The following is a 24,891-nucleotide window of genomic DNA, read 5'->3' on the forward strand; positions in this document are numbered from 1 at the left end:
AATGACACAACCAATGGTCCGCCTGTCCGGGCTCTATAAAATCTTTGGCGCCCGCGACAAGGACGTGTTGCAGCATGTCAAAGGAGGCATGGGCAAGGAAGAGTTGTTGGCACAGCACGGGCACGTGTTGGGTCTCAACAACATCAACGTCGATATGCAGGCGGGCGAAATCACGGTTGTCATGGGCCTGTCGGGTTCGGGAAAATCCACGCTGATCCGCCACCTGAACCGGTTGATCGAACCCACAGCGGGCGAGATCTTCGTGCAGGGCGAAGACGTGATGCAACTGTCCGAGGACGGGCTGCGTCATGCCCGTCAAGAAAAGATGTCGATGGTTTTCCAGAAGTTCGCGTTGTTGCCGCACAAGACCGTGCTGAAGAATGCAGGCATGCCCTTGTCGGTGCGTGGCGAAGACGAGGTCACCTGTGACCGCGAAGCCGCGAAATGGCTGGACCGCGTCGGTCTGAGCGGGTTCGAGAACCATTATCCAGCGCAGTTGTCTGGAGGGATGCAGCAGCGGGTAGGCATTGCTCGGGCGCTGACCGCAAACACACCGATCATGCTAATGGACGAGGCTTTCTCGGCCCTTGATCCGCTGATCCGAACCGATATGCAGGACCTGCTGCTCGAGCTGCAAAAAGAGCTGCACAAGACCATCATCTTCATCACGCATGACCTTGATGAGGCGCTGAAGCTGGCCGATCACCTTGTGATCCTGAAAGACGGCTTTGTTGTGCAACAGGGCGAGCCGCAGCATATTCTGTTGAACCCCAACGATCCTTACATCGAAGACTTCGTGAGCGACATCAACCGCGCACGGGTTCTGCGGGTCCGCTCGATCATGACCCCGCTGGACGGTGGCAAAGTGCCAAAAGATGCCCATGGCGAAGTGGACGTGAACGACACGCTCGAAAGCATGATCGCGCGGTCCGGCGGGGATACGTCACACGCCTACGTTGTCAAAGATGGGGAGCAGACGGTCGGCACACTGGATATGACCGAACTGGTGCGCGCTCTTGTCCCTCGCGTCGCATCCGAGGCCGGTGCGCGTCAGTCCTGACGCGCGCTGACCGCAGAGCTGGAATTCAACAGATCAGGCCCGAAATAGCCGCATGGTTGGGTCGGCCTCGATCTGTTCGAACAGCCAGTCGATAAATGTATCGAGCTTGGGGTTGGGTGCACGTTCTTTTTGCGTCGCCAGATACCAGCGGCCTGGCTCGGGTACTGAAATGTCGAAGGGTCTAACCAGACGCCCCCGCTCAAGATCACGCTCGCAAAACGGTGCCCTTGCGACGCTGATACCGTGATTATTTAGAACAGCCTCACGGACAAGCGGGTAATTGTCGAAAACAGAGCCAAATTTCATCGTTTCGCGATCTAAGCCCGCCGCATCCAACCAACAGTCCCAGTCATCCGGCTCATTCCATGTGCTTGGGACACTAAGCAGAAGGAAATTTCTGAGCTCTTCCAGCGGCATTCCACCGCTTGCGGTTTTCAAGGCCTCCGGAGCACATACCGGGTAGATATCGGTTTCGAACAAGGGGCTGTAGTCAAATCTCTTATCAAACGGTGGCGCGTTGAACACGCCCACATCGAACCGGTGCATATCATAATCACCGTCTTCAAAGGTCGAGACGATGCGCACGCGTGTGTCCGGATTATCCTGAAGAAATTCAGCCAATCTGGGCTGCAGCCACATTGTATTGAAACTTGCGTAGGACTGAACGAGCAACACGTCCGGTTCCTCAGGTGTCTGGATGCGCCGAGTGGCTTTGATGATTCCCTGAATGTGTTCGCGTATTGGCGGGTAATATTGCTCGCCAGCCGGTGTTAGCTCGACCGAACGGCTTGTGCGTTCCAGTAGTTTAACACCGATTGTTGTTTCCAATGCTTTGACCTGGTGGCTGACTGCCGCATGCGTCACACAAATCTCGTCAGCGGCCTTTCGGAAACTCTTGTGACGCGCCACCGCCTCAAAAGCGCGCAGTGAAACCAGCGTGGGCATGTGAGTGGTCATTGCTGCATCTCCTCGATGAAATCAATTCTGCTTACCCTCAAGCAGAGTTATCCGACGACGGGCGCGAATATAGCAGGGTATTGATACTCTTTTTCATAACCTGTCAGGGGGTAGCACGCAATTCGCGGTGCGATGTGATCGGTTAGAATATCTTGATGAACGGAAATTTCTTTCAGTTCTTCAACTGGGGAAGAGATGCCAGATTAGGGGCTAAGGAAGCTCAAGGATTCCACCTTCATGCCACCATTATCACCTTCGTCAAATGCATATGGCTATCCGTTGCTGATTAAACACTTGCTGGCCGGATCTCAGCTCGCGTCAGCCAGCCAAGAGATCGTCAGCGGCACCAAAATGCGGTTGAGTTATGCGGATTTGGGCAAACGCGTACGCCAACTTGCCAGTTCTCTAAAGGCCAGCGGGATAGGTGAGGGCATGCGCGTCGGCGTCATGGATTGGGATACCCACCGCTATCTTGAGTGTTTTTTCGCGATCCCGATGATGGGCGCGTCCCTTTTCACGATCAACGTGCGACTATCTCCTGCTCAGGTTCTTTATACGATCAACCATGGGCAACCAGATCTGATCATCGTGCACCGCGATTTCATGTCGCTCATAGAGGGTATCAAATCGGGCTTTGATCGGGACATCACCATCGTGCCGATTGGAGACGGAGAAGGATATGAAGAGTGGATAGGCGAGGCCCCAGACAGCTTTGACTTCCCGGACTTCGATGAAAACCAAACCGCAACCCTGTTTTATACGACCGGGACCACCGGCAATCCCAAGGGGGTGAGCTATTCACACCGGCAGTTGGTCCTTCACACGTTGGGCCTGATCGCCGGCTTCGGAGCGTGGCCCGGAAACGCCGGATTTCATCGCGGCGACGTCTACATGCCGCTGACGCCCTTGTTTCACGTCCACGGCTGGGGATTTCCATATGCCGCAACGATGCTGGGGCTGCGTCAGGTCTATCCCGGTCGATATGACCCTGACACAATCTTACGATTGATTGCAGACGAAGGCGTCACCTTTTCCCACTGCGTGCCCACGGTTCTGTCAATGGTGCTCGACCATCCGGGCTGCCCACAAATTGACCTGGACAGATGGAAAGTGATCATTGGCGGGGCCGCTTTGCCGCGCAATTTGCAGGACCGGGCGGCGGCGGCAGGCATATCCTTGCATGCGGCCTATGGGATGTCCGAGACCTGTCCGTTTCTGACGGTGGCCGATTTGTCCAGCGACGATCCAGAGGTGCAGGCGCAAACCGGCTTTCCCGGCCCGCTTGTCGACCTTCGTGTTGTGACACCGGATATGCAGGACGTTCCACATGACGGCGAAACAACCGGCGAAGTTGTTGCTCGGGCTCCCTGGTTGACACAAGGCTATCTGGATAATGCGCAAGCCTCGGATGAGCTTTGGGACGCTGGGTATCTGCATACCGGGGATGTTGGGTATATCCGCGAGAATGGATCGTTGCAGATTACTGACCGCCTCAAGGATGTGATCAAGACCGGCGGCGAATGGATATCTTCACTGGCACTGGAAAACATAGCATCGTCTTGCAGCGGCGTTGAGGACGTCGCAGCAATCGGGCTGCCGCACGCGAAATGGGGCGAAAGGCCAGTGTTGGTCGCTCAAGCCGCAAAGGATGCCGATCCGGATCTTGTGCGCTTGAGAGTCATTGAAGAAATCCAGTCGCGTGTCGGTGCAGGCGAGATCTCAAAATGGGCAGTTCCAGACGAGATAGTCTTTGTCGACCGCCTACCTAAAACCAGCGTCGGCAAGCTCGACAAGAAACTCGTGCGGAAAGATATTTCAACGCGCTCGGACTTTAAATCATGACAGACAAGCAACGCCGTATTCAGGCGCTTATCGGGTCCATTGTCACCTATCTGCAGGCTCACAGAGCTGCCACGCGCGGCGTTGACCTGACGTTGGACAAGCTGGCAGCCATGGACCTGAAGGGTGAGAGGCTCATTGATTTACCTCCCCAAGGAACCCGGCACGATGAGGTTCTGAAGAACGCCATCGCCGGGATTGTCGCCCCCGAATTGCAGGAAATCGCACGTTGTCTGAAAGCGGCCAAGGATGATCTGATCTGGCGCGAAGACAACGCCCAATTCTATCCCCCTGGTGCCGAATTGGGCGAGGGATACACAAAGTGTAACCTACATACTCTGCTGATTGGGCCAGACGCATGTGGACATCACCATCCCGATTTCAACCTTGGCATTTTCATGCTGGGCCCAAGGACGCTGTATCGCGACCACAACCACGACGCGCCAGAGCTGTACCTGAACCTGTCCGAGAAATCTGGTTGGCGGTTTGGCACCCGTGACTGGCAGGATTATCCGGCTGGATCACTTATCTGGAACGCGGCGGGCGATCCCCACGCCACCCGGGTCTATGACCAGCCATTCATCTCCGTCTTTGTCTGGCTCGAGAACGTGAATTCACCCTGCAATGTAATCCACTTCGACGATTGGGCAGAGATCGAACAAGATCTTGCCAAGCAGTCCAATTGAGGTTTCCAAACATGATTTCCATTAAACACACCGAGGGTGTCGCTTTCATTGAGCTGAATGCCCCGCCAGTGAACGCTCTTGGCCTGAAGATGCGGCAGGCGCTTTCCTCGGCCATCCACGAGTTGGACGCCGATGAACAGGTCAAAGCTATCGTTCTATGCTCGGCTCTGCCGCTCTTTTGCGGCGGCGCTGACATCGTCGAGTTCCGTACCGGGGCAGTTTGGGACAAGCCGGACCTGCCAAACCTGTGTGTAACGATTGAAACCAGCAAGAAACCCATTATCGCCGCGATAGCAGGTCCCGCTATGGGTGGTGCGCTGGAGATCGCGCTTGCCTGTGATTACCGTGTCGCCACGCCGGATGCCGTGATGGGCCTACCTGAGATCAAACTGGGGCTGCTGCCTGGTGCCGGCGGCACCCAGCGACTACCCCGGATTTCCGGGCTGGAAGCGGCAACGCAAATGATCCTCTCGGGTGATCCCGTGAAAGGCGAATATGCCCTGTCTTGTGGGCTGGTCGACGCGCTGCTTGAAAACAACCAGGATTTTCGCGCGCATGTTTTGGGTTTCGCCACCCGTGTCAGCCATGAGGGCGATCCGAAACGCAGTTGCGCGGATATGACCGTCACACACCCTGATCCGAAGGGATATCTGACGGGTTTCCGAGACCAGATAGCGCACACGTCCAAAAACCTTGTCGCCCCTGAACGATGTTTGGTGTCCATCGAGGCCGCGTGCGAAATGCCGCTGGCCGAGGGGTTGGCACAAGAGAAGGCAGGTTTCGCTGAACTGCTCGACACACCTCAATCGCGCGCGGGGCGGCATCTGTTCTTTGCAGAGCGTGAATGCACCAAGGTTCCCGGCGTTACCCGTGCTGACCAACCACGTAGCATTTCATCGGTCGCTGTGATCGGTGCCGGAACAATGGGGCGCGGCATTGCCATCGCCTTTCTGCAGGCGGGATATCCGGTCACGCTTCTTGAAACCACGCAAGGCGCGCTCGAACAGGGGCTGGAAAAGGTCCGGGAGCATTTTCAGCGTGCGGCTCAAAAAGGGCGGCTCAGTGCCGATCGGGCAGAGGCCATCGTATCCAACGCCACCGGGACGCTCAGCTACGGCGACCTCGCAGAGGCCGACCTGATCATTGAAGCGGCGTTTGAAAGCATGAATGTCAAACGCCAGATTTTCGAAGCGTTGGGCCAGCACGCTAAACCCGGCGCGATACTGGCCTCAAACACATCGACGTTGGATCTTGATGAAATAGCTGCGGTCACGTCCCGTCCGGAGGATGTGATTGGTCTCCATTTCTTCAGCCCGGCCAATGTCATGCGCTTGCTGGAGGTGGTGCGCGGCGCCAAGACCGCTCCCGATGTCATTGCAACGGCAATCATGGTCGCAAAGAAGATCCGAAAGCTCCCTGTCACGGTTGGCGTGTGCTACGGCTTTGTTGGAAACCGGATGCTGGAACCATACTTCCGCGAAGGATCCCGTCTGCTTCTAGAGGGGGCGACACCGAAACAGGTGGATAACGTCCTTGAAGGCTTCGGCATGGCCATGGGCATTCATGCGATGGCAGATCTGGCCGGAGTCGATGTGGGCGCACGCGTGCGTCAGGAACGGCGTAGTGAAATCGCGCATGACCCGACATACCAGGTTGTGCAGGACAGGTTGTTTGAACTAGGCCGACTGGGTCAGAAAACCGGGCGTGGAAGCTATGTCTACGAGGGACGGACACGGGTCGAAGACCCTGAGATGGTTCAAATCAGTTCCGAGCTGTCGGACCTGCATGGCGTGAAACGCAGGGACATCGACGATCAGGAAATCCTTGAGCGATGTCTCTATCCCCTGATCAACGAGGGCTTTTTGATCCTTGAAGAGGGCATTGCAACGCGCCCGGGTGATTGCGACCTGATCTGGGTCAATGGCTATGGCTTTCCAAACTGGCGCGGCGGCCCAATGCAATATGCCGACGAGATTGGATTAAGCCAGATTTTGGAACGCATGACCCACTATCAGCAGTCGCTTGGCACCTATGGCGAGATGTGGTTCACGCCTGCGCCTTTGCTGGAACAACTTGCAACCTCGGGTGTGACACTTGCCGCACATTTTGATGCCAAAAAGGAAAAATCATGAGAGCAGCCGTTGTCGTCTCAACCGCACGAACCCCTATTGGGGTGGCCTTCAAAGGTGCGCTGAACAACATCAAATCCCCCACCATGATGGGGCACGCCATTCAGCACGCGGTTGAACGTGCAGGCGTGGACCCCGGTTCGATCGAAGATGTCGTCATCGGATCGGTCCTTACGGCGGGAACCGCAGGCATGAATGTCGCGCGTTTGTCGGCGCTGGCGGCGGGCCTTCCCAATACGGTGGCAGGACAGACGATCGACAGGCAATGTTCATCGGGATTGATGGCCATTGCGACGGCCGCAAAGCAGGTCATTGTGGATGGTCAGAATGTCTCGGTGGCAGGCGGGCAGGAAAATATTTCCATCCTGCAGAATGCCTATCTGAAATGGGCGGGCGATGAGAAAGATCCAAACGTTATCGCCCAATCTGAACATGCCTATATGCCGATGCTGATGACGGCGGAAAATGTGGCGCAGGTATATGGGATCAGTCGTGACGCCCAGGATGAATACGCTGCACTTTCCCAAGGTCGGACGGCCCGGGCTCAGGCCGCTGGCGCCTTTGATGACGAGATCGTTCCGATCACTGCGATAAAGCGGGTCAAAAACCGCGAAACCGGAGAGGAAACCCTGGACGAGGTGACCTTGTCAAAAGACGAAGGCAACCGGCCGGGCACGACGGCCGAAACTCTCGGGGCATTGAACCCAGTTGTCGAAGGAGGCGTGATTACTGCCGGAAACGCAAGCCAACTCTCTGACGGGGCCTCGGCTTGTGTGCTCATGGAAGGCAAAGTGGCTGAGCAGCAGGGCCTCACACCGCTAGGTATCTATCGCGGCATGGCTGTTGCAGGAAACGCACCGGAAGAGATGGGGGTCGGCCCGATCTTTGCAATTCCAAAGCTGCTGAAGAATGCAGGTCTTCGCATCGAAGACATCGGCCTTTGGGAGCTTAACGAAGCCTTTGCCTGCCAGGTTCTGTATTGCCGTGACCATCTTGGGATCGATCCCGAAATCTACAACGTGAACGGCGGTGCAATATCGATTGGCCACCCCTACGGCATGACAGGTGCGAGACAAGTCGGGCATGCTCTGATTGAGGGGAGGCGTCGTGGCGTGAAATACGTGGTGACCTCCATGTGTGTCGGCGGAGGCATGGGCGCCGCAGCACTGTTCGAAGTCGCCTGACCCCACTGAAATTAGTTCAAGCAGAGCGTTATCTGGTTGAGACATTGACATTCTGTCATCTGCGAGGGTCGCCATCTGCAAGCCTGCGTTTCATGTCGACCGGAATTGGTGATACCTCCTGAGGCGTTATGACCAATGTCGCGCCAACGATCCTTTCCACGGTTTCCAGCCAGTTTGTCGATGACTGGCTGGCGGCGCTGCGTGCCCTGTGCCCAGAGGCGCAGATGGCTTCGCTGCTGAGCCGGTCCGGTCTGAACGCGGATACGCGCTCGCCGAATGGTCGCGTCACGCTGGATCAGATCGTTTGCCTCTATCAACTTGCTGCAGTTGAGACCGGCGATGAGATGATGGGGCTTTGGAGCAGGCCCGTCCGGCCGAGGGCCCTACAACATCTTCTGACCACTGTCAGGGAAGCCACGTCTCTTGCATCGGCGCTCTACCGGTTTTCAACGTTCTGGAACTTGTTGCTGGATGATTATCAGTTTGATCTGGAGGACGCCGACAACGCGTTGGTGCTTACCCTGAAACCACAAGGCGAAGTGCCGCTTCAGCGGTTTGGACATATGCTGATCCTCAAACTTGCCCACGGGCTCATGTCTTGGCTGGCAGGGCACGAGGTTTCGGTCAGGGGCGTCGATTTCGCATTTGACCGCCCGGACTTTGATCAGGATTACGCGATCATCTTTCCCGCACCGCTACGGTTTGGCCAACCCTCCACCGCCATCGCGTTTGACCCGAATGCACTGGGTCCAGTGCAGACTCGAAGTACAGCTGATCTTGACCGGTTTTTGCAAAACGCGCCCCGGGACTGGATCTTCACCTCTTCGCGTGAACACACCCAATCGCTGCGGGTGCGCACTTATCTGGGCCAAACGGGATGGGACGCGGCGACCCTGACCCAGACAGCATCCGCAATGCACATGACCCCGCGCACCCTGATCCGCAGGTTGCAGTCGGATGGGACGTCGTTTCAGGCGATCAAGGATGCCCTGCGGCGCGACATCGCGATCCGCGATCTACAAGCGGGACGCAAAAGCGTTGAGGCCATCGCACATGATGTCGGCTTTTCCTCGGCTGCCAATTTCCACAGGGCCTTTCAACGCTGGACCGGCAGTACACCCAGCGCATATCGCAAATCACATACATAAGCGGCCATTTGTCACTTTTGGACAATTATCTGTCAGCACACGAGATAGAGCTTAACGGGCTGGCTCGCTAAGTCTTGCCGCAGAGAAGCATTTTCAGCTGAAGTTTCGCCTTCATAGCTCATCAGTCCGGCCATCCACGATTGCCGGGTTGTGGCGTCATCTGAGAACAATCGCCATTGAAAGGATCCATCAATGTCAGACAAACTCGCCACCATACTCCAGGCCGCACGCGACCACGCCGAGCAGGTCATCCTGCCCAATGTGGACGCCTGGAACGCCACGAAGACATGGCCCCGTGATGCGTCAGACAAGGCCGGGGCCGTTGGCCTGACGGGGCTCTACGCCCCCGAGGAGTTTGGCGGCCAGGGCTTGCCACTTTCAGAGGGCATTCAGGTCTACGAACAGCTGGGGCTCGGAGATGGCGCTTATGCCTTTGCCCTGTCGATGCATAACATCTGTACGTTCGCGGGCTGCGGCTATGGCACAGATGCCTTCAAGGAAAAATGGGCGCGAGACCTGACCTCTGGCCGCAAACTGGCGAACTTTGCACTGACCGAACCGCAATCCGGATCGGATGCCACAAACATGTATTCGCGGGCCGTGATCAATGACGACGGCACATGGACGATCAGCGGTGCGAAGGCATGGGTCAGCCTGGCGACCGAGGCTGATATCTATTTCGCCGTGGTCAAGACCAGCAATGAGCCCGGCCACCAGGATATGGCGATGATCGCCATTCCAGCCGATGCGCCGGGCCTCAGCTTTGGTCCGCTCTACGACACCCCGTCCTATAACTTCCTGCCGCTGGCCGAGATGTACATGGACACAGTCGTGGTGAGTGACGACAACATCATCTTGCCGATCGGTCAGGGCTTGCAAGGCTCGCTCATGGCGATCGATATCGCCCGCGTTTCGATTGCGTCAGGATGCTGTGGATTGATGCAAGCCGCATTGGACACGGCGCTGTCCTATTCCAAGAACCGCAAGATGTTCGGTGGCAAGAACCTCGATCTGGACGGGATCCAGTGGATGCTCGGCGAGGTTGCAACCGATCTTGAAGCCTCCAAGCTGCTCTATCGAAGGGCGGCAGAATCCCTTGGCACACCCGAAGGCCCTCTGATGGCCGCTCATGCCAAACGGTTTGTGCCAGATGCCGCAGTGAAGGCTGCGAACACCTGCACGCAAGTGTTGGGCGGTATGGGGCTGTTGCAGCCCTATGGTCTGGATCGTTTGTCCCGCCTCGCACAAATGCTGCGGATCGTGGACGGGACGACCGAAATCAGCCGGGTGGTCATTGGGCGGGCCCTGCAAAGACGAGCGGCGACCTTGCCTGACCTGCCAGTACCGAAAGGATTTGGTGAAACCGGCTGAACGTCCCACCCCCGGTGAAGCGGAACCAACCTGAAAATCTCCTCTGAGATCGGTAAAGTCGAAAGACCAGCCGCACATGTGCGGCCGGTTACTCGAGATTGCAGACCTTGGTGCAAACGCAGCGGATTCACCCTTTGTTCGCAGACTGTGAGTTACCGTTCTACAGGATTTCGCACGCGCGACGAACGGCGGCTATGCGGGCTGCGACTGCAGCATCAAGACAAGCCGGTGGATGTCGGCTAAGGGCCGTCCTCATCGCCGCGATCTGAGCCCTCCAATAAGATGTCGCGGTTGCTCCGAGGTCGGCTCTGAGCCCAAACTAACGGATGCTGCGACACGCACGAAAGGCGGCTTACAAGCGCGGTATGCGATGCGATTAAGAACTCTGATCAATAGGTCAAAGAAACAACATGATCGATCAAGAGCAATGAAAAAGAGTTCTTGCTACTTATGATAAGCTGATTAACCAGCGAGGGTTGCCGGGTGTATTTGTGAAACCCGTACGCGCGGATTGGTGTGGTCACGAAATGGCGGATCGTGACAAAAAAATCGCCCTATTGATCATCAAGGAGCTTCAGATGAGATTTGCAGCGTCACATCTGCACGAACCAAAGATCCTGATACAGGGGTGCGGTGCAAAGATTTATCCCGGTGAAGCCATAGAACGGACCTCTAGTCTGACTGATCAGTCATAGATTTCTACCGACAGCGCATCCATCGCATATGAGGTTTCGATATTTGCCTGGCCGTCCACGTAATTGAGTGACTGGGACCTGCTCAGTGCCCGCATTTCCCCGCTTATCCAGACTGGTTTATATAACTCGTCGATTTCGAAGCCTTGTTCGTATCGCACATAAACCATCTGATTGGCTGGAGGTGGTGGTGTGTGAATGCAGGCTCCAACTGTCGGAACCAGAAGGAATTCGACCGCCTTCTGGTCGACAATATCCAGGGGAAGGAGATAGCCGGGAAGGCGCACGTTCTCCCCCAAAAGGTCAAGGTTCGGTTCGCGCGCGGCAATCAACCGTTGGTTCATCACAATTTCGCGTTGTTCAAACAACCAATCTGGGTCAAGGCCTTGAGATACGAGGTCTTCGCGGATCTGAAACGCTTCGGCGCGCTTCTCGTCATCCGCAGTGTCCGCATGCAGAATCTCAATCCGATAAAGCATGGCCAACGCATTGACCTGAGAATATTCTAGGGTGGCAAAAGGATCGTGGTAAGGCCGCTCTTCAGGAAGGAGATCCTGCCAACTTATGTTGCGCGGATCCGCCGCTAGAAGAGGCCCCGCAATCGCAAAGGCGAATAAGATATTCAGAAAATGCGCAATGGTCTTCATTTCAGCGGATCCTTTTATTCAAAGCCGCACCGACAGTCCGTCTGATAGCGTCATACGGTACACCCTTAACGCAGGTATAATACTGGCAAGAAGACCAGAGCAGAAAACGAGGGCTATGAGAAGAACCTCGCGAAAACTCGGCAGGCCAACACCGATGCGAAGCCCAAAATTTGCGGCAAGAATCGGATCTATCACGAGCGTGAGAGCGCTGAGCGCGATTACTCCAAGCACGATGCCGGCCGACAACAATAAAACGGCTTCAAGCAAGATCAGGGAAAAGACGCCGGCTGGTGTTGCGCCCACGGATCGAAGGATCGTAAATTCACGCCGCCGGTTGTCGAGCGAAGCAGACAACATGACCACCATGCCGATCATTCCAGCCACAGCCACAGCGCCTGCCATCAGACGCAGCGCAGTCTCGGCCGTACTGGTAATCGACCAAAGCTGCAACAGCGCAACATTAGGAAGAACAGCGGTCAGTGCCTCGTCGCGATGGTCTGCCAGTTGCCGTTGAACTGAAAGCACCGCCGTTTTCTCCTCCAGCCCGGCAAAAATCGCGTTGATGGTCCCCGGTTCATGATCATGGCCATCGTGATCGTGCCCGTCAGAGGTCGTGACAGTTTGCCCCTCGTCTTCATGGCCGCTTCCGTGAGCATGACGGTCGTCATGTTCCTGATGCCCTTCTTCGTGCTCGTCAGGCTCGTCTAACTCCACATGGTCATGGTCTTCGTGTTCTCCGGCGACTTCTGGTGCTTCGATCAAAACGAATGGGTCCGCAACCTCTGATGCAGGTTCTTCGTGCAAGGCGTCAAAACCCTCGAGTGAGACAAAAACCATTCTGTCGACGGCCGTCCCGGTATGCTCCAGCACGCCGGTCACTGTGAATGGCGCTTCGTCGTGCACATCAAAGGCGACTTCCCCTGAGCCATGGGCATTCACGATTTCAGTACCTGACGTGTACCCGAAAGCCTGAGCAACTTCTGCTCCAATCACTGCACCATCTGGAGATTTAAACGGAACACCTTCAGCAAATATCAGTTGCCGGCCGCCACTATGACGAAAGTGGTCAAAATATTGCTCGGACGTTCCGATCACGGGATATCCACGGTGGTTGTCACCCATCATGATTGGCACTGTCCAGCTTATCTGGGGCAGATCTTCGATCATCTCGTAGCTGTCCCAGCTGATACCAGCGCCAGTTGTGCCGACACCAAAAACCGTTGCCATCAGGATCTGCACATCGTTTCCGCGTGCCGCAATGATCAGATCGATCCCTGATGCAGAATTGGCAAAACCCGCTCGTGCCTCTGTTCGCAGTCGTTCAACCCCAACAATCAAAGCCACGCTCAAGGCAATGCTAAGAACAGTTAACGCAGCGATAAAGCGGCGATTGAGAAGGCTTTTATAACAAAGATTAAACATCACGTTTTGCCCGCGTTCAGCATCGGCAAGTCAACGCTCCGATCGAAGTGTTTTTCCAGGCTGCGATCATGGCTGACAAATAACAAACTCGCCCCTGATGCTTTGCATTCCTTCAACAACAACTGGACAAACGTATCTTTCGCTTCCTCATCCAAAGCCGAGGTGGGTTCATCCGCCAAAACTACTTCAGGCGCCCCTATCAGAGCACGCGCCGCCGCAACGCGTTGTTGCTGCCCAACACTCAGTGCGCTGGCAGGTCGATTGATGAGCTCAGTATCTTTAAGACCCAGCTCACTTAGCAACCGTGTGGCGGTAGCCTTGGGGTCTGGCCCCGACCGATTGCGCCGTTGCGCTGAAAACCGGCAGGGCAGCAACGTGTTTTCAAGCGCACTGAGCCAAGGCAAGAGATTGAAGACCTGGAAGACAATCCCCAATTGATCCACGCGAAAACGGTCACGATCACCTCCGGCCAAAGCCCCGACATCCGTGCCTGCAACGCGAACCGCGCTTTGCGGTACATCGATCACGCCAGCAATTGCCGAAAGCAATGTGGTCTTTCCGCTGCCACTGGGGCCTTTCATAAACACACTTTCCCCGGCCTCAAGATCGAAGCTATCGACTGAGAGAACCGGGTCAGGTTGACCGGGCCACCGAAACACCAAGGATTTGAGCTCTACAGTTTTCATTGATGACACAGATGCTTTGGCTTGGTTTTTCAAAGATAATTGAGCTTCTTGGTGACCCAGAAAAGGATCTCTGCCAAAACACCAATGGCTCCGGCCTCGTCTGTCTTGACCAAAGCTGTTCCTGACGTTCCAAATTGCAAGTAATTTATGTCTGCATCTGCAGGTAGTTCAACCAATACGATGTAGCTGGATATCCCGGTTAGTTCGCGCAATGAGGGAAGGCCTGACCTTAGATCAACAGTACCTTCGACAGTTCCGACCGGAAAATCGGAAATACGGCCGGTAATTTCTCCGCCGGGTTCCGTTCTAAATGCAAGCCGGATTTCGTCACCGACCGAAACATTGGCACGACTGGATTGGGGCAGAGTAGCAATTACTGCAAAGTCTCCGGGTTCGACAAAGGTTATTGCCCCTTGTAGCGGAGTGGCGCGGTTACCTGGTCGTAGTGATACAGCCGTGACAACGCCGTTTCCCGGCGCTTTTACAACTGTTTGCTCTAAATCCCAAAGAGCTTGCGCAAGTGTCTGTTCGGCCTCCACAACACCTGCGTCACGCCCGTCGATCTTCGCGGCGATACGCCGCTCAAGGCTTGTCTTCCGGGCTTCTGCTGCGCGGATATTCGCGGTCAACTGGTCGATGGTTGAGACAGCCTCTTGCAGTTGGAACGTGGTTGATGCCCCGCGTTCTTCCAAACGGATGATGTCATCACGACGCTGAATTCCGAAAGTCAGCTGAGCAGTCAGGGATTCAATCTCGGCCTCGGCAGCTGATAAATCTGATAACAGTTGATCGGCAGATGACTTTGCAGTTTCCAAGACAGCTTCGAGCCGGGAAACCTCGGCTTGGAAAACCTCATTATCTATCCGGAATAGGGTCTCGCCCTTTGCGACTTCCTGGTTTGGCTCCACAACGACTTCTGTAACCGTGCCCGCCACGTTCGGAGCAATATTCGTTGAAACACCCTGAATGGATACCGGGCCAGTCGGAGTTGTGTGGTTCAGCGCACCGATGACCACCAGAGCGATAACACCGGCTACACAGTAAACCAGAGTTTTCCAGAATCCATTCCAGGGGAGAAGGTGAAACTTGGAAAAGACCAGCCAGACTATTCCAAAGTAGAGGCCAAGTACGATTAACAAGACTTCATTCCTTCGTGATGTTTCCGGAAAGTTCGAACGACCACCCAAACTTACGAGTGATCGCCCTGTTTGTCATGATGACTTAGTTGTCACCTTGCTCTTCCAACACTTTGCGGTTGGCTTCACGATGGCGCCACGCCGCGCCCATACTCTCTTTCAGATTTTCGGGAAGCGCTTCCAGAGGAACAACAAGGTCGTCATCAACTGGCCACTCTGTCAGCAGCTCAGGATGATATCCCTCGGGATAGTACAGCTTAGGATCGATCTCCATATCGCGCACGTAGGGTTCTTGAATGTCTTCGCGCCGATGGGGTGGCTTCGGCACGATCAATTGACCGTTGCTAAAGTCAAACTGCGGCGCACGTGAGTTTGGAAACTCGGGCAATATGCCTTCGCGAACCCATATCTGATCTTTGGTGACGTTCACAACGATCCCGTCAGGCGCTCCAAAGTGATAGGGCCCTTTCCAGTGCTCTCGGATTTCCGCCACGGTTTCCTCGATCTGATAGGGGTCATAGCTCATGTGAGTGTTCATCAGAAGTCTGGGTTGCACCAGGTTGGCAATGTAGCCGGCCGCATAGCTGGGCGTGTGATGAGTGTCGACGGTATACCGCCCGAGGAAAGGCGGTACGCCTTGAACTCCGGATGAGATTTCGATGATTTCCTGCTGCTGTTCCGTTACGAAGACATCGCAGCCTTTGGCGAAAGGAATGTCGATCATGTTGGGTCGACCGTCACCTGTCCAGATAAAGCACATGCCATTCCAGTCCATCCGGTATCCGGACGCACCGTCCTTGGCATGGCTTCTTTGCCAGTGTGTGACTTTGACCCCGTCTTCATCATAGATCACGCCGCCATTGTCACGGAAATCAAATTCGTTGACTTCGATGTCCCAACCTTTGCCAACGGGAAAGACGCTGAACGCATCCCGGTGCCAGCCGGTCATCATTTTCATGCCTTCTACCATCGTTGCGGTGCCATACTCTTTGGTGCGGCCGGATGGACCGTGGACCGTCAACTGCTCGTGCCATCCACCTGCCCAGGTTCCGAACATCCACAGGTATGGCAGCCCACCAAAGTGGTCTACGTGCAGGTGCGTGATGAATACATCGGTAATTTCATTCAGTGCATATCCACTGGCAATGATGTTCGCTGGTGAGCCCTCACCAATGTCAAACATGAAAATCTTACCGTTACCCAGCTCAACAAGAATCGCCGTGTTCATTTGTCCAGGGCGAATGAACGGAGCAGATCCCATGAAGATAATTCTCATCTCGTTGGGCTGTACATCTTCGGTGCGTGGGAACCAGTTTGCCGCACTTTTCAACCACGGTTGAGGAGAGATGCCCTCAAAGGTCAGACCCTCTTTCCAACGTCCCATTGGGACGCCGCCAGTCAGTGCAGCCTCAATATCTTCTTGGGATGAGGGCTCCTGTACCGGAGGAGCCTGACCGAACGCATTTGTGGCGAACAATGTCGCTGCGACGGCGAGTGCGCTGAGTGACTTAATTGACTTCCTCTGTCTGTCTTGCATCATATTTTCAGTCCTTTGTTCGAGCCTGGGTGAATATGGGAACCACTTCTGAAATGGCTTTCGGGACAATCTCTGAATTAGTGAATCGAGAGAGATGCTCGGCGATTTCCTCGGCCAGCCCGTCTAGGCTTTCGGTGACAGGATCGATCAGACATGGTGACGTCTGCTCATTGACCTTCCGGACCCTCTCCAACTCGGTTGAGAGCAACTCGAAGTCACCGCAAAGTGCCTCGAATCCACGATGGTTCTTTCGCATGACTCGGATGCGGCTGATTTGGTCCGGAAAAGCGAGCTCTAGTAAGTTGATGTCCGTCATTGCCCTGGCGCCTAGTCCATCTCTGGGCACCAGGCTGAGGGCACATCGCGCAACGCGGAAGGGTTACACCGTGAAATTAGGGTGACATTCAAATATTCATTTGACAGTATGGAGTTGAAAATACAGAGAAACTTGAAGTTTCAGATGCCCGACAGAGAATTGACCCTTGATCCGGAACGTCACGCGACCCGTGTGAAGTACGCGCTGGACCAGGTATTGGCGAGTGACATATTTGGCAAGGCGGAACGCCTTCGGAATTTTCTGAGCTACGTTGTCGAAGAGGCCATTGCGGGTAGATCCGAGGCTATTCTTGGCAAAACAATCGCTCAGGATGTTTACTTCAAGAGTTTTGCCAGTGATGACGGCCACATCAACGTTGTTCGTGTGGATGCGGGGCGGTTACGGCGGAAACTTCAGCAGTACTATGAAACTGCAGGTGCTGGAGACGATCTGCGCATTCACATTGATAGCGGCGGCTACGCGCCTTGGTTCGAGGACCGCTCTGGAACAATTCAGAGCAATGTCGATCATACGCCATTCAAGCCAGGATTACCTTGGCGGATTGGTATCCCTGCTGTCACCATAGCGATCATTGCTCTTGCTTACGTCTTGGGCGGGCGCATGGAACAGGTTGTCGACCTCAACCCAAAGACATCCGCGCGCTCACTTGAGCGACAGGCTCTATCCGCTAAATCACCCGCTGCAGTACAGGCGTCAAATTACTGCGATCAAGCTCGGGGCCTGCTGTTTCCAATCGCAACTATCGATAACCAGATCCTGGCCAGCGACATATTTAGAATGGCAATAAATGAGGCTCCCGATTTTTACTGTGGATATGCCGGATTGGCCCATAGTCTGGGAACCCAGGCTCTACTAACGCGAGGCGAGGAAGAGCGTGACGCGCTGAAACTGTATTCAGGACAAATGGCACAGAAAGCTGTGGATATTGCGCCCTCAAACGGCTGGAGCCAATCGGCAATGGCATGGGTGTCTTACGTTTCTGGCGACTATGACAGCGCATTGGAGTATTCAGCACTCGCGCAGTCGCTTCGACCCAATGACGGAAACGTTCTGGACTTTCGCGGCGTGATACTACTGGTTATGGGCCGCTTTGAAGAAGCGTATGACGTCAGCGACCCAAGCCACCCGAGAGAGATAGGAAGTCATCGGTTTGCCCACAGGAACATTCACGCGGTTGCCAGTTTCCACATCGGTGAGTTTAGGGAAGCAATCGCATCTTTGAAATTTGCGAGTGACAATGGGGACCCGGTCAGCGCGCTCTCTTTGGTTTATTTGGCGGCTGCCCATCAGAGTTTGGGTGAATTCGAGGAAGCAAAGGCAACACTAAAACAACTTAAACAGTCCTGGCCAGAGTTCAGGCCAGATCTTGTACTAGCTGTGTTTTATTCCAGTCCAGATTTATCAGAAGAGGTGATTTCAGCCTTAACGGATGCGGGATGGCGGTTTTAAGATATACCCTTTCGAGCCATGGTTGGAGACAGGCCCACGTACGTAAAGTGTGTTTTACCGCCAACACAAGCGAACATACCTTGGTAGTGTTAATGTACGCCGTAAGCGGTCATCGGAATTTGTTGTAGCTAACGGCGGAATTGTCCGCAGAGCCGACCCTCTGTCGATTTGGTTGGGCGTCCGCTTCGAGCCCTTACCGGACCTTGATCACACCTCGGTCTTTCGCTCATGCGGCAGGTCGAGAACTACTTAAACCGGACATTCTCTGAGTGGTACGCAGATGGCGGTGACGCGGACAAAGCGGACGATGTCCGCACACAAGATTTGCATCAATAACATGGCCAATTGACTTCAGAAGACAGGTTTTAGCCTGTCTAACATCCAGCGCATGTCAGGTGGCAAGACCGGTGGTTTTGTCGTCATCATTGGGGCTTGTGATAGCTGCCGGGCCGCTTGCAAGCATGCCTGGGCTTGTTCATGAAGTTGCATCTCAGTCAGCGCCATCGCGCGGAGTTTTAGGTGGCCAGCTTCATTTGGGCGCATGGCACTGTCAGAAGAAACTTATTGAGGCGGGCAGGGCGAGCACTTAGCGTCGCAGGATGACAAGACGCAGCCCTTTTCGCTACTTCAAGACGAGCCCCGAGATCATCCGTCTGGCCGTCATGATGTATGTTCGGTTTCCGCTTTCGCTTCGCAATGTTGAAGATCTTTTGCACGAGCGCGGCATCGAGATCAGCCACGAAACTGTGCGTTATTGGTGGAACAGATTTGGCCCGATGTTCGCGGCAGAGATCCGCAGAAACAGGGTCAATCGGATGCGATCTTATTCGAACTGGCAGTGGCATCTGGACGAGGTCTTCGTGAAGATCAATGGCGAGACGCACTACCTATGGCGGGCTGTGGATCACGAAGGCGAGGTGCTGGAAAGTTATGTGACCAAGCGCCGTGACCGCAAAGCTGCGTTGAAATTCCTCAGAAAATCAATGAAACGCTACGGTCAACCTGAATCCATCGTGACAGACAAACTGCGGTCTTATGGCGCGGCGATGAGAGTTGTCGGGAACGGTAGTCGGCAAGAGACCGGCCGCTGGCTGAACAATCGGGCCGAGAATTCCCATCTGCCATTTCGACGACGAGAACGTGCGATGCTCCGCTTCAGGCAAATGCGGTGTTTGCAGAAGTTCGCCGCAGTTCATTCTTCCGTCCACAACCATTTCAATCAGGAACGCGCCCTCTACAGCAGAGACAATTTCAAGCTCAACCGCGCCGCTGCTCTCTCCGAGTGGCGCCAACTTTGTTCAGCATAAGTTACGGCATTTAGGGGTAAACAGAGACTGCTTCGAATTGGTCTGACAGCACCCCCCGACTGGACCACGGGCATGGAAGAACAACTTCAGTCTGAGTTGTGGGCACCGGGAGAGGCGAGGCCAAGATGGCTATCCAGACTGTCTGGAGCGGGCATGCCCAGTTGACCAAGTCGTACTGCAGATACGGTGCAGCATCTGCGTGCAAGGAATTGCTTGAACACTGAAACCGGCCCAAGGACGATACCGCTCGCGCGGTACTGGCGCTTAATGCTAGCGTTCTTCCACCCACCAGATTTGGGCTCATTTTGGGAAGTGAGCATCCCCCCTGACGATTTAGGTTTCTGAATCGAACAGGGGGCTTCCATGACACGACCGAAGATGAGCCCGCTGCGCGGGCGGATGATGGCGGAAACGAGAACGCGCAATTCAGCGTTTCAAGCGGATGCAAAGTTTGCAGAAGTTCGCCGCTGTCCATTCCTCTGTCTACAACCACTTCAACCAGAAAAGATCGCTCACCAGCCGAGACACATTCAAGCTGACACGCACCGCTGCTCTCGCCGAGTGGCGCGAACTCGGTGCGGCATAAAAGGCAGCAATACTGGCCTAGCTGAGACTGGTTCGAATTCGTCTGACAGTACCTAAACCCTACTTGTGAAGGCCGACGGAGAAAGGCCTTCCCACCTTGAGAATGCCTCTGAAAAACTCTGCCGATGCTCGAAGCCAAGTATTTCGGCAGTTTCAACTATGTCTTTTCCAGCCACTAGGAGGCGCTTTGATGCAAGGTGCCGCTCAGTCTGAACGATTTCACGAAAAGAAGTTCCTTCAGACTTCAAACGAAGTTGAAGCGTCCGCTCGTGTAATTGCAGTGCTCCACAGGTGTTGACTAGAGACCATGGCGCAACTCCGAATGAAGCACGAACTAGGCCTGCGACAATGTCCTTCGTCAGTGGTTTTTCGCAAGCCTTTATGGATTCATCGGCCAAATAGCGCGAAAACACTTCGGCTCTCAGTGCATCCATTTTGGACATCTGCGACTTGAGTGCTCCTTCGTCGAACGAAATGTACCCTTGGGTGGAAGCCCTAACGCGACTGATAGCGGAGTTGAACAGAACGTGCGTCGAACAGCCATTAGGGTAGGAAACATCAATGTCCGGATCGGTGCGATTGTTTGCAAGGCAGACAACGTTGGCCAATAGAGTTATTGTGTATTGAACATCTTTGGCGCCTTCAAAAGCTTCAAAAGGATTGAAATACCAGATATGGCAACGCTTTTTGTAGGTTCTGATTACTAACTCTGAATCGCTCTGATAATACAACAGCGCAGACTTGGCGATCTGCAAAGCGTCCCACAAGGTATCAGCGGAAACGATTGCGCGACCAAAAACGCCCAAATCTTCCACTTTCTGAACATAGCCTGCTCGGGCAAAGAAATCATCATCGCCAGCGAACCGAGTTATTTCCTCCATGCCCTTTAGGTAGTTGGAAACGTCAACAATCTCCTCTGGCTCCGTTGGCAGGTTGAAAGAATGCAGCGTTTTTTGAAACATCCGAGCGTTGTCAGTAAGCAAGGAGATTGGACCATGGAATGAGCCCGCTCTAATCGTGAATTCGTTGACCTTTTCACTCATACACTGTGCTCGGACAGTGATTCATTATGTGCTTCGGCGTGTTTAGCGAATCTCTTCATATAACTTCTTATATATGAATGCTTCCCGTCGTTGGCAGGCTAACACACGTTTTTCGTGAATATGAATGTTGCTTTTGCAGCCTTGATTCGTATTTGCCGACAGATTGTAGGGCAAACACCGCTAAACAATGGGGTCATCGTGGGAATGAACTTTGATCGCGATGTCACCAGTCTGTCGATTGATGCGTTGGTTTCGAATTTTTCAGGAGAGCACATGAAACATAATTTGGGCATAACAAAGTCAGCGATATTGGGTGCTTTGTCGGTCGCTGTCCTCGTGGTTGGCACACCAGTTTCTGCACAAGACAAACCAAACATTCTAGTGATTTGGGGAGACGATATTGGGCAATCCAACATATCCGCTTACACTAGGGGATTAATGGGCTACGAAACGCCCAATATCGACCGGGTTGCTGATGAAGGCATGATGTTCACCGACTACTATGGGGAGCAGTCCTGTACAGCTGGTCGGGCTTCTTACATTATGGGACAGTCTGTCTATAGAACCGGCTTGTCCAAGGTAGGCCTCCCGGGCGCAGACTTGGGTATGAAGGAAGAAGATCCCACGATTGCTGGCCTTCTGAAGCCTTTAGGATACATGACCGGTCAGTTTGGGAAAAATCACCTTGGTGATCAGGACAGCATGCTTCCCACAAACCACGGTTTTGATGAGTTTTTCGGAAACCTGTACCATTTGAATGCGGAAGAAGAGCCAGAAAATCGCGACTATCCCGGCGACGCGGTTTTGGCGGACGGCCAGACCTTCCGTGAGGCATTTGGCCCTCGTGGCGTTATCAAGTCTTCGGCTGATGGGCATGTTGAAGACACGGGACCGTTGACCAAAAAACGGATGGAGACAGTCGACGATGAAACCGTTGCAGCTGCCGTCGACTTTATCAAAAATGCGCACGAACAAGGCAAACCTTTCTACGTTTGGTGGAACGGCACACGGATGCACTTCCGTACACATGTGAAAGACGAATTGTTCGGGATCTCGGGGCAAGATGAGTATGGCGATGGCATGGTGGAACATGACATGCATGTCGGTCAGCTATTGGATGTGCTTGACGAACTGGGCATTGCTGACAACACTATTGTTCATTATTCGACTGACAATGGCCCCCACAAGAATACATGGCCAGATGCTGGCACCAACCCGTTCTACAGTGAAAAGAACACCAACTGGGAAGGTGGATGGCGCGTGCCCTCGCTCGTGCGTTGGCCTGGGAAAATAGAACCTGACTCTGTCTCAAACGAAATCATGCACCACATGGATTGGTTGCCGACGTTGTTGGCAGCAGCGGGGAATGAGACCATCAAGGAAGATTTGAAAGCAGGTGGTGTTCAAGCCATTGGTCGCGAATATAAAGTGCATCTGGATGGCTACAACTTCTTGCCCGTTCTTACTGGTGAAACAAAAGACGGCCCGCGACATGAGATTTTCTATTTCGCGGATACCGGAGAATTAACAGCCTTGCGCTATGACGATTGGAAACTGATTTTCCTTGAGCAAAAAGCTGTTTCGACATTGCGTGCGTGGATCGAACCTTGGACCCCACTTCGCGTCCCTTTGATCACCAACCTTCGGCGTGATCCATTCGAACAGGCGCATCTAACATCCAATACTTACTACGACTGGATGATTGATCGGATCTATTTCCTGGTGCCCGCACAAAAGTATGTAGGCCAGTTCCTGGCTACATTCCAGGAGTTCCCACCGCGTCAGAAGCCAGCCAGCTTTTCAATTGATCAGGTCATGGAACTGATGGCGGCAAATAACGGAAGTAAGTAGTTTCGAGCTTGCTAAACTTAATTCATGCGCGGTGTTGGGAGAGAACCGCGCATGGAGTTCAGAGATGAAACATCGTCACGGGATAGCGTCAGGACGTACATTCTTTTGTGTGTCACTGCGCTGCAAAAAACAATTTTCAACTAGGGAGAGAAACGATGAGTGATTTGGTCATTATTGTCTTCGAGGGCCGTCATACAGCAGACGAAGCACTTTTGCGTCTGCAAAAAATGAGCCTGGATTGGGAAGTCGATCTCGACGAGGTCGTGGTAATGACCCGCGATAAGAACGGCGTAGTGCGGACCCGGAATTCCGATACTCTTACAGCAACGGGTTTCGTCGGAGGCACGTCTCTTGGAGCACTGACCGGCACTTTGATCGGTGCCATGGTCGGTAACCCTGCTGCCGGGTTTATTGCAGGTTCGGCTGTTGGTGCTGGCTCTGGGACACTTGCAGGAATGCTGGATCAAGCAGACGAAGAGGATGCATTGGCAGCTCGCGTCGGCTCAAAGATGGGCCCTGACTCATCGGCTCTGGCCGTTATCGGGTGGTCAAACCGACCTACGAAGTTGTTGGGCGAATTGGAGGGCATGAAGGGCGAGGTTATCGAGACATCATTGTCTGTCAGTGATGAAAAAGAGCTTCGTGCCGCTTTGTCCGGAAACTGACCAGTTTGTTTTGGGGGCGGGCTGCTTGATCACCCGGCGACCTGAATTCAATTTTCACATTGTCGAGACGGGATCAGTAATATGAAAAAAGTTCTGAGAACAACGGCTCTCTTGTGTGCTTTCGCAATTGGAGACCCAATGTATGCGCTCGCACAGTCCACACCTCATGTGGCTGGCGGTGTTGTTGTCGAGTACAACAATCTTGATGTCGCCTTAGTCGCTTCCGGTTGGAGCGTAGTCGAGCTTTTACGCGGTGATGTTTACAATGCTGGTGGCGACTTTGTGGGATATGTCCATGATGCGCTCGTCTTGCCGGATGGTGATACGACCTTTGTGATCGTCAACGTCGCCGGCTTCCTGAACATCGGTGAAAAGTTGATCGCGCTGCCAGCGGTCGCCTTCGAGATCAACGCGGATGGCGATCTGGTTTTGCCCAATGCGACCAAGGAAAATCTGAAAAGCCTGCCGCGCTTTCACTACGCTCGAAACTAACGGAAGGTCGCACTCGACAGGCTTTGACCTGCTTGAGGGCGCCTAAACGCAAAAGCAGTCGCCAGTGTTTGAAAATGCAATCGACCAAGGGAAAGATACAATGAGTATGGGAAACTCAGACAACGATCTGCAAAAATACTGGGGCTGGTTTCTTGGACTCGGGATTGTGTTGGCTATCGGGGGTGTATTCGCATTTTTTGCACCTTTTTTGGTATCATTGGCCATTGAATTTGCTGTGGGATTTGTTTTCGCTGTAGGTGGCTTCGTGGTGCTAGTGCAGGTTTTCACAACCAAAGATGGCTGGAATGCAAGGCTCATCTATTCCATCTTGGGGGGCTTCAATCTGATTGCCGGGTTGTTGCTGATATTTCGCCCTCTTGAAGGGCTCATGGCGCTTACATTGGTCTTGATTGTTGCAATTTTTGTGAATGGCTTGATGCGGATTGCAGTGGGCGTGATGGCGCGACCGGATCAAGGTTCTGGCTGGGTCATTTCCGTTGGTTGTGTGTCCGTACTGGCATCGGGATATGTGTTAGCGAAGTACTCCGAGGTGAGCGTGATGCTGTTGGGGATCGTTGCACGCGTATCGCTGATCGGTGAGGGCGCAGGATATATCCGCTTTGCCAATGGCCTAAGGAACGACGTGTCGGTCGCGGTCTGAAAAAACG

General features: G+C 54.1%; 21 protein-coding genes and 1 pseudogene. 14 read left to right on the top strand and 8 right to left on the bottom strand.

Translation table 11 applies throughout. The features are described 5' to 3' along the window. Position 1: 1 nt before the first annotated feature. Complete coding sequence (locus tag AC2FIM_RS09690; protein WP_496677429.1) at positions 2–1,060, top strand: quaternary amine ABC transporter ATP-binding protein; 1,059 nt, start codon at positions 2–4, stop codon at positions 1,058–1,060. 33 nt (positions 1,061–1,093) lie between these two features. Here the strand turns inward: AC2FIM_RS09690 and AC2FIM_RS09695 are convergent, their stop codons facing one another. Then, on the bottom strand, positions 1,094–2,017 hold the full coding sequence (locus AC2FIM_RS09695) for a LysR substrate-binding domain-containing protein (RefSeq protein ID WP_298856016.1): 924 nt from the start codon (positions 2,015–2,017) through the stop codon (positions 1,094–1,096). Between the two features lie 237 nt (positions 2,018–2,254). Here AC2FIM_RS09695 and AC2FIM_RS09700 point away from each other — a divergent pair, with 237 nt between their 5' ends. From AC2FIM_RS09700 to AC2FIM_RS09725, 6 genes are all read left to right on the top strand, one after another. Continuing rightward, entirely contained in the window at positions 2,255–3,859 is a 1,605-nt protein-coding gene (locus AC2FIM_RS09700) for a fatty acid--CoA ligase (RefSeq protein WP_496677425.1), read from the top strand. Next, on the top strand, positions 3,856–4,542 hold the full coding sequence (locus AC2FIM_RS09705) for a dimethylsulfonioproprionate lyase family protein (RefSeq protein ID WP_496677422.1): 687 nt from the start codon (positions 3,856–3,858) through the stop codon (positions 4,540–4,542). The genes AC2FIM_RS09700 and AC2FIM_RS09705 overlap by 4 nt, the downstream gene beginning before the upstream one ends. An 11-nt stretch (positions 4,543–4,553) precedes the next feature. Beyond that, a complete protein-coding gene (locus AC2FIM_RS09710) occupies positions 4,554–6,674 on the top strand; it encodes a 3-hydroxyacyl-CoA dehydrogenase NAD-binding domain-containing protein (protein ID WP_496708059.1) in 2,121 nt (706 codons plus the stop codon). After that, complete coding sequence (locus AC2FIM_RS09715; RefSeq protein WP_496708058.1) at positions 6,671–7,855, top strand: acetyl-CoA C-acyltransferase; 1,185 nt, start codon at positions 6,671–6,673, stop codon at positions 7,853–7,855. Before AC2FIM_RS09710 ends, AC2FIM_RS09715 begins: the two co-directional genes overlap by 4 nt. 128 nt (positions 7,856–7,983) lie before the next feature. Next, complete coding sequence (locus AC2FIM_RS09720) at positions 7,984–9,003, top strand: AraC family transcriptional regulator (RefSeq protein WP_496708057.1); 1,020 nt, start codon at positions 7,984–7,986, stop codon at positions 9,001–9,003. A gap of 192 nt (positions 9,004–9,195) precedes the next feature. Further along, positions 9,196–10,374 carry an acyl-CoA dehydrogenase family protein gene (locus AC2FIM_RS09725; protein WP_496677409.1) on the top strand — a complete coding sequence of 393 codons (1,179 nt, stop codon included), beginning with the start codon at positions 9,196–9,198 and terminating at the stop codon, positions 10,372–10,374. Positions 10,375–11,059: 685 nt separating this feature from the next. Here AC2FIM_RS09725 and AC2FIM_RS09730 read toward each other — a convergent pair. The 6 genes from AC2FIM_RS09730 to AC2FIM_RS09755 all read right to left on the bottom strand — a co-directional run bounded on the left by AC2FIM_RS09730 (position 11,060) and on the right by AC2FIM_RS09755 (position 16,810). After that, a complete protein-coding gene (locus tag AC2FIM_RS09730; RefSeq protein ID WP_271950326.1) occupies positions 11,060–11,713 on the bottom strand; it encodes a DUF3299 domain-containing protein in 654 nt (217 codons plus the stop codon). Between the two features lie 18 nt (positions 11,714–11,731). Then, positions 11,732–13,135 carry an ABC transporter permease gene (locus AC2FIM_RS09735; protein ID WP_271950328.1) on the bottom strand — a complete coding sequence of 468 codons (1,404 nt, stop codon included), beginning with the start codon at positions 13,133–13,135 and terminating at the stop codon, positions 11,732–11,734. After that, complete coding sequence (locus AC2FIM_RS09740) at positions 13,135–13,821, bottom strand: ABC transporter ATP-binding protein (RefSeq protein ID WP_271950330.1); 687 nt, start codon at positions 13,819–13,821, stop codon at positions 13,135–13,137. Before AC2FIM_RS09740 ends, AC2FIM_RS09735 begins: the two co-directional genes overlap by 1 nt. A 29-nt stretch (positions 13,822–13,850) precedes the next feature. Further along, positions 13,851–14,960 carry an HlyD family secretion protein gene (locus AC2FIM_RS09745; RefSeq protein WP_271950332.1) on the bottom strand — a complete coding sequence of 370 codons (1,110 nt, stop codon included), beginning with the start codon at positions 14,958–14,960 and terminating at the stop codon, positions 13,851–13,853. Between the two features lie 82 nt (positions 14,961–15,042). Continuing rightward, positions 15,043–16,497 (bottom strand): guanitoxin biosynthesis MBL fold metallo-hydrolase GntH, encoded by a 1,455-nt coding sequence (gntH, locus tag AC2FIM_RS09750; RefSeq protein ID WP_271950334.1) that lies wholly within the window; start codon positions 16,495–16,497, stop codon positions 15,043–15,045. Between the two features lie 4 nt (positions 16,498–16,501). Further along, complete coding sequence (locus AC2FIM_RS09755) at positions 16,502–16,810, bottom strand: hypothetical protein (RefSeq protein ID WP_271950336.1); 309 nt, start codon at positions 16,808–16,810, stop codon at positions 16,502–16,504. Positions 16,811–16,954: 144 nt separating this feature from the next. On the opposite strand from AC2FIM_RS09755, the gene AC2FIM_RS09760 reads away from it, so the two are divergent. The 3 genes and pseudogenes from AC2FIM_RS09760 to AC2FIM_RS09770 form a co-directional block, all read left to right on the top strand. Beyond that, positions 16,955–18,280: a tetratricopeptide repeat protein gene (locus AC2FIM_RS09760; protein ID WP_496708056.1), complete on the top strand. Its 1,326-nt coding sequence runs from the start codon at positions 16,955–16,957 to the stop codon at positions 18,278–18,280. Between the two features lie 599 nt (positions 18,281–18,879). Continuing rightward, a complete protein-coding gene (locus tag AC2FIM_RS09765; RefSeq protein ID WP_282021412.1) occupies positions 18,880–19,587 on the top strand; it encodes an IS6 family transposase in 708 nt (235 codons plus the stop codon). A 403-nt stretch (positions 19,588–19,990) separates the two neighbouring features. After that, a pseudogene (locus AC2FIM_RS09770) lies at positions 19,991–20,173 on the top strand (IS6 family transposase); the annotation flags it as partial. A 52-nt stretch (positions 20,174–20,225) separates the two neighbouring features. Here AC2FIM_RS09770 and AC2FIM_RS09775 read toward each other — a convergent pair. Further along, positions 20,226–21,215 carry an AraC family transcriptional regulator gene (locus AC2FIM_RS09775; protein ID WP_271946071.1) on the bottom strand — a complete coding sequence of 330 codons (990 nt, stop codon included), beginning with the start codon at positions 21,213–21,215 and terminating at the stop codon, positions 20,226–20,228. 273 nt (positions 21,216–21,488) lie between these two features. Between AC2FIM_RS09775 and AC2FIM_RS09780 the strand changes: the two genes are divergently transcribed. From AC2FIM_RS09780 to AC2FIM_RS09795, 4 genes are all read left to right on the top strand, one after another. Then, positions 21,489–23,066 (top strand): arylsulfatase, encoded by a 1,578-nt coding sequence (locus AC2FIM_RS09780; protein WP_416383906.1) that lies wholly within the window; start codon positions 21,489–21,491, stop codon positions 23,064–23,066. Positions 23,067–23,221: 155 nt separating this feature from the next. Then, on the top strand, positions 23,222–23,731 hold the full coding sequence (locus tag AC2FIM_RS09785; RefSeq protein ID WP_271946075.1) for a DUF1269 domain-containing protein: 510 nt from the start codon (positions 23,222–23,224) through the stop codon (positions 23,729–23,731). Positions 23,732–23,869: 138 nt separating this feature from the next. After that, positions 23,870–24,223, top strand: a complete 354-nt coding sequence (locus AC2FIM_RS09790) for a PRC-barrel domain-containing protein (RefSeq protein ID WP_271946077.1) — start codon at positions 23,870–23,872, stop codon at positions 24,221–24,223. Positions 24,224–24,287: 64 nt separating this feature from the next. Further along, entirely contained in the window at positions 24,288–24,884 is a 597-nt protein-coding gene (locus AC2FIM_RS09795; RefSeq protein ID WP_496708054.1) for an HdeD family acid-resistance protein, read from the top strand. Positions 24,885–24,891: the final 7 nt, after the last annotated feature.

It is taken from the genome of Ruegeria sp. CDSC052 (genome assembly GCF_059610685.1).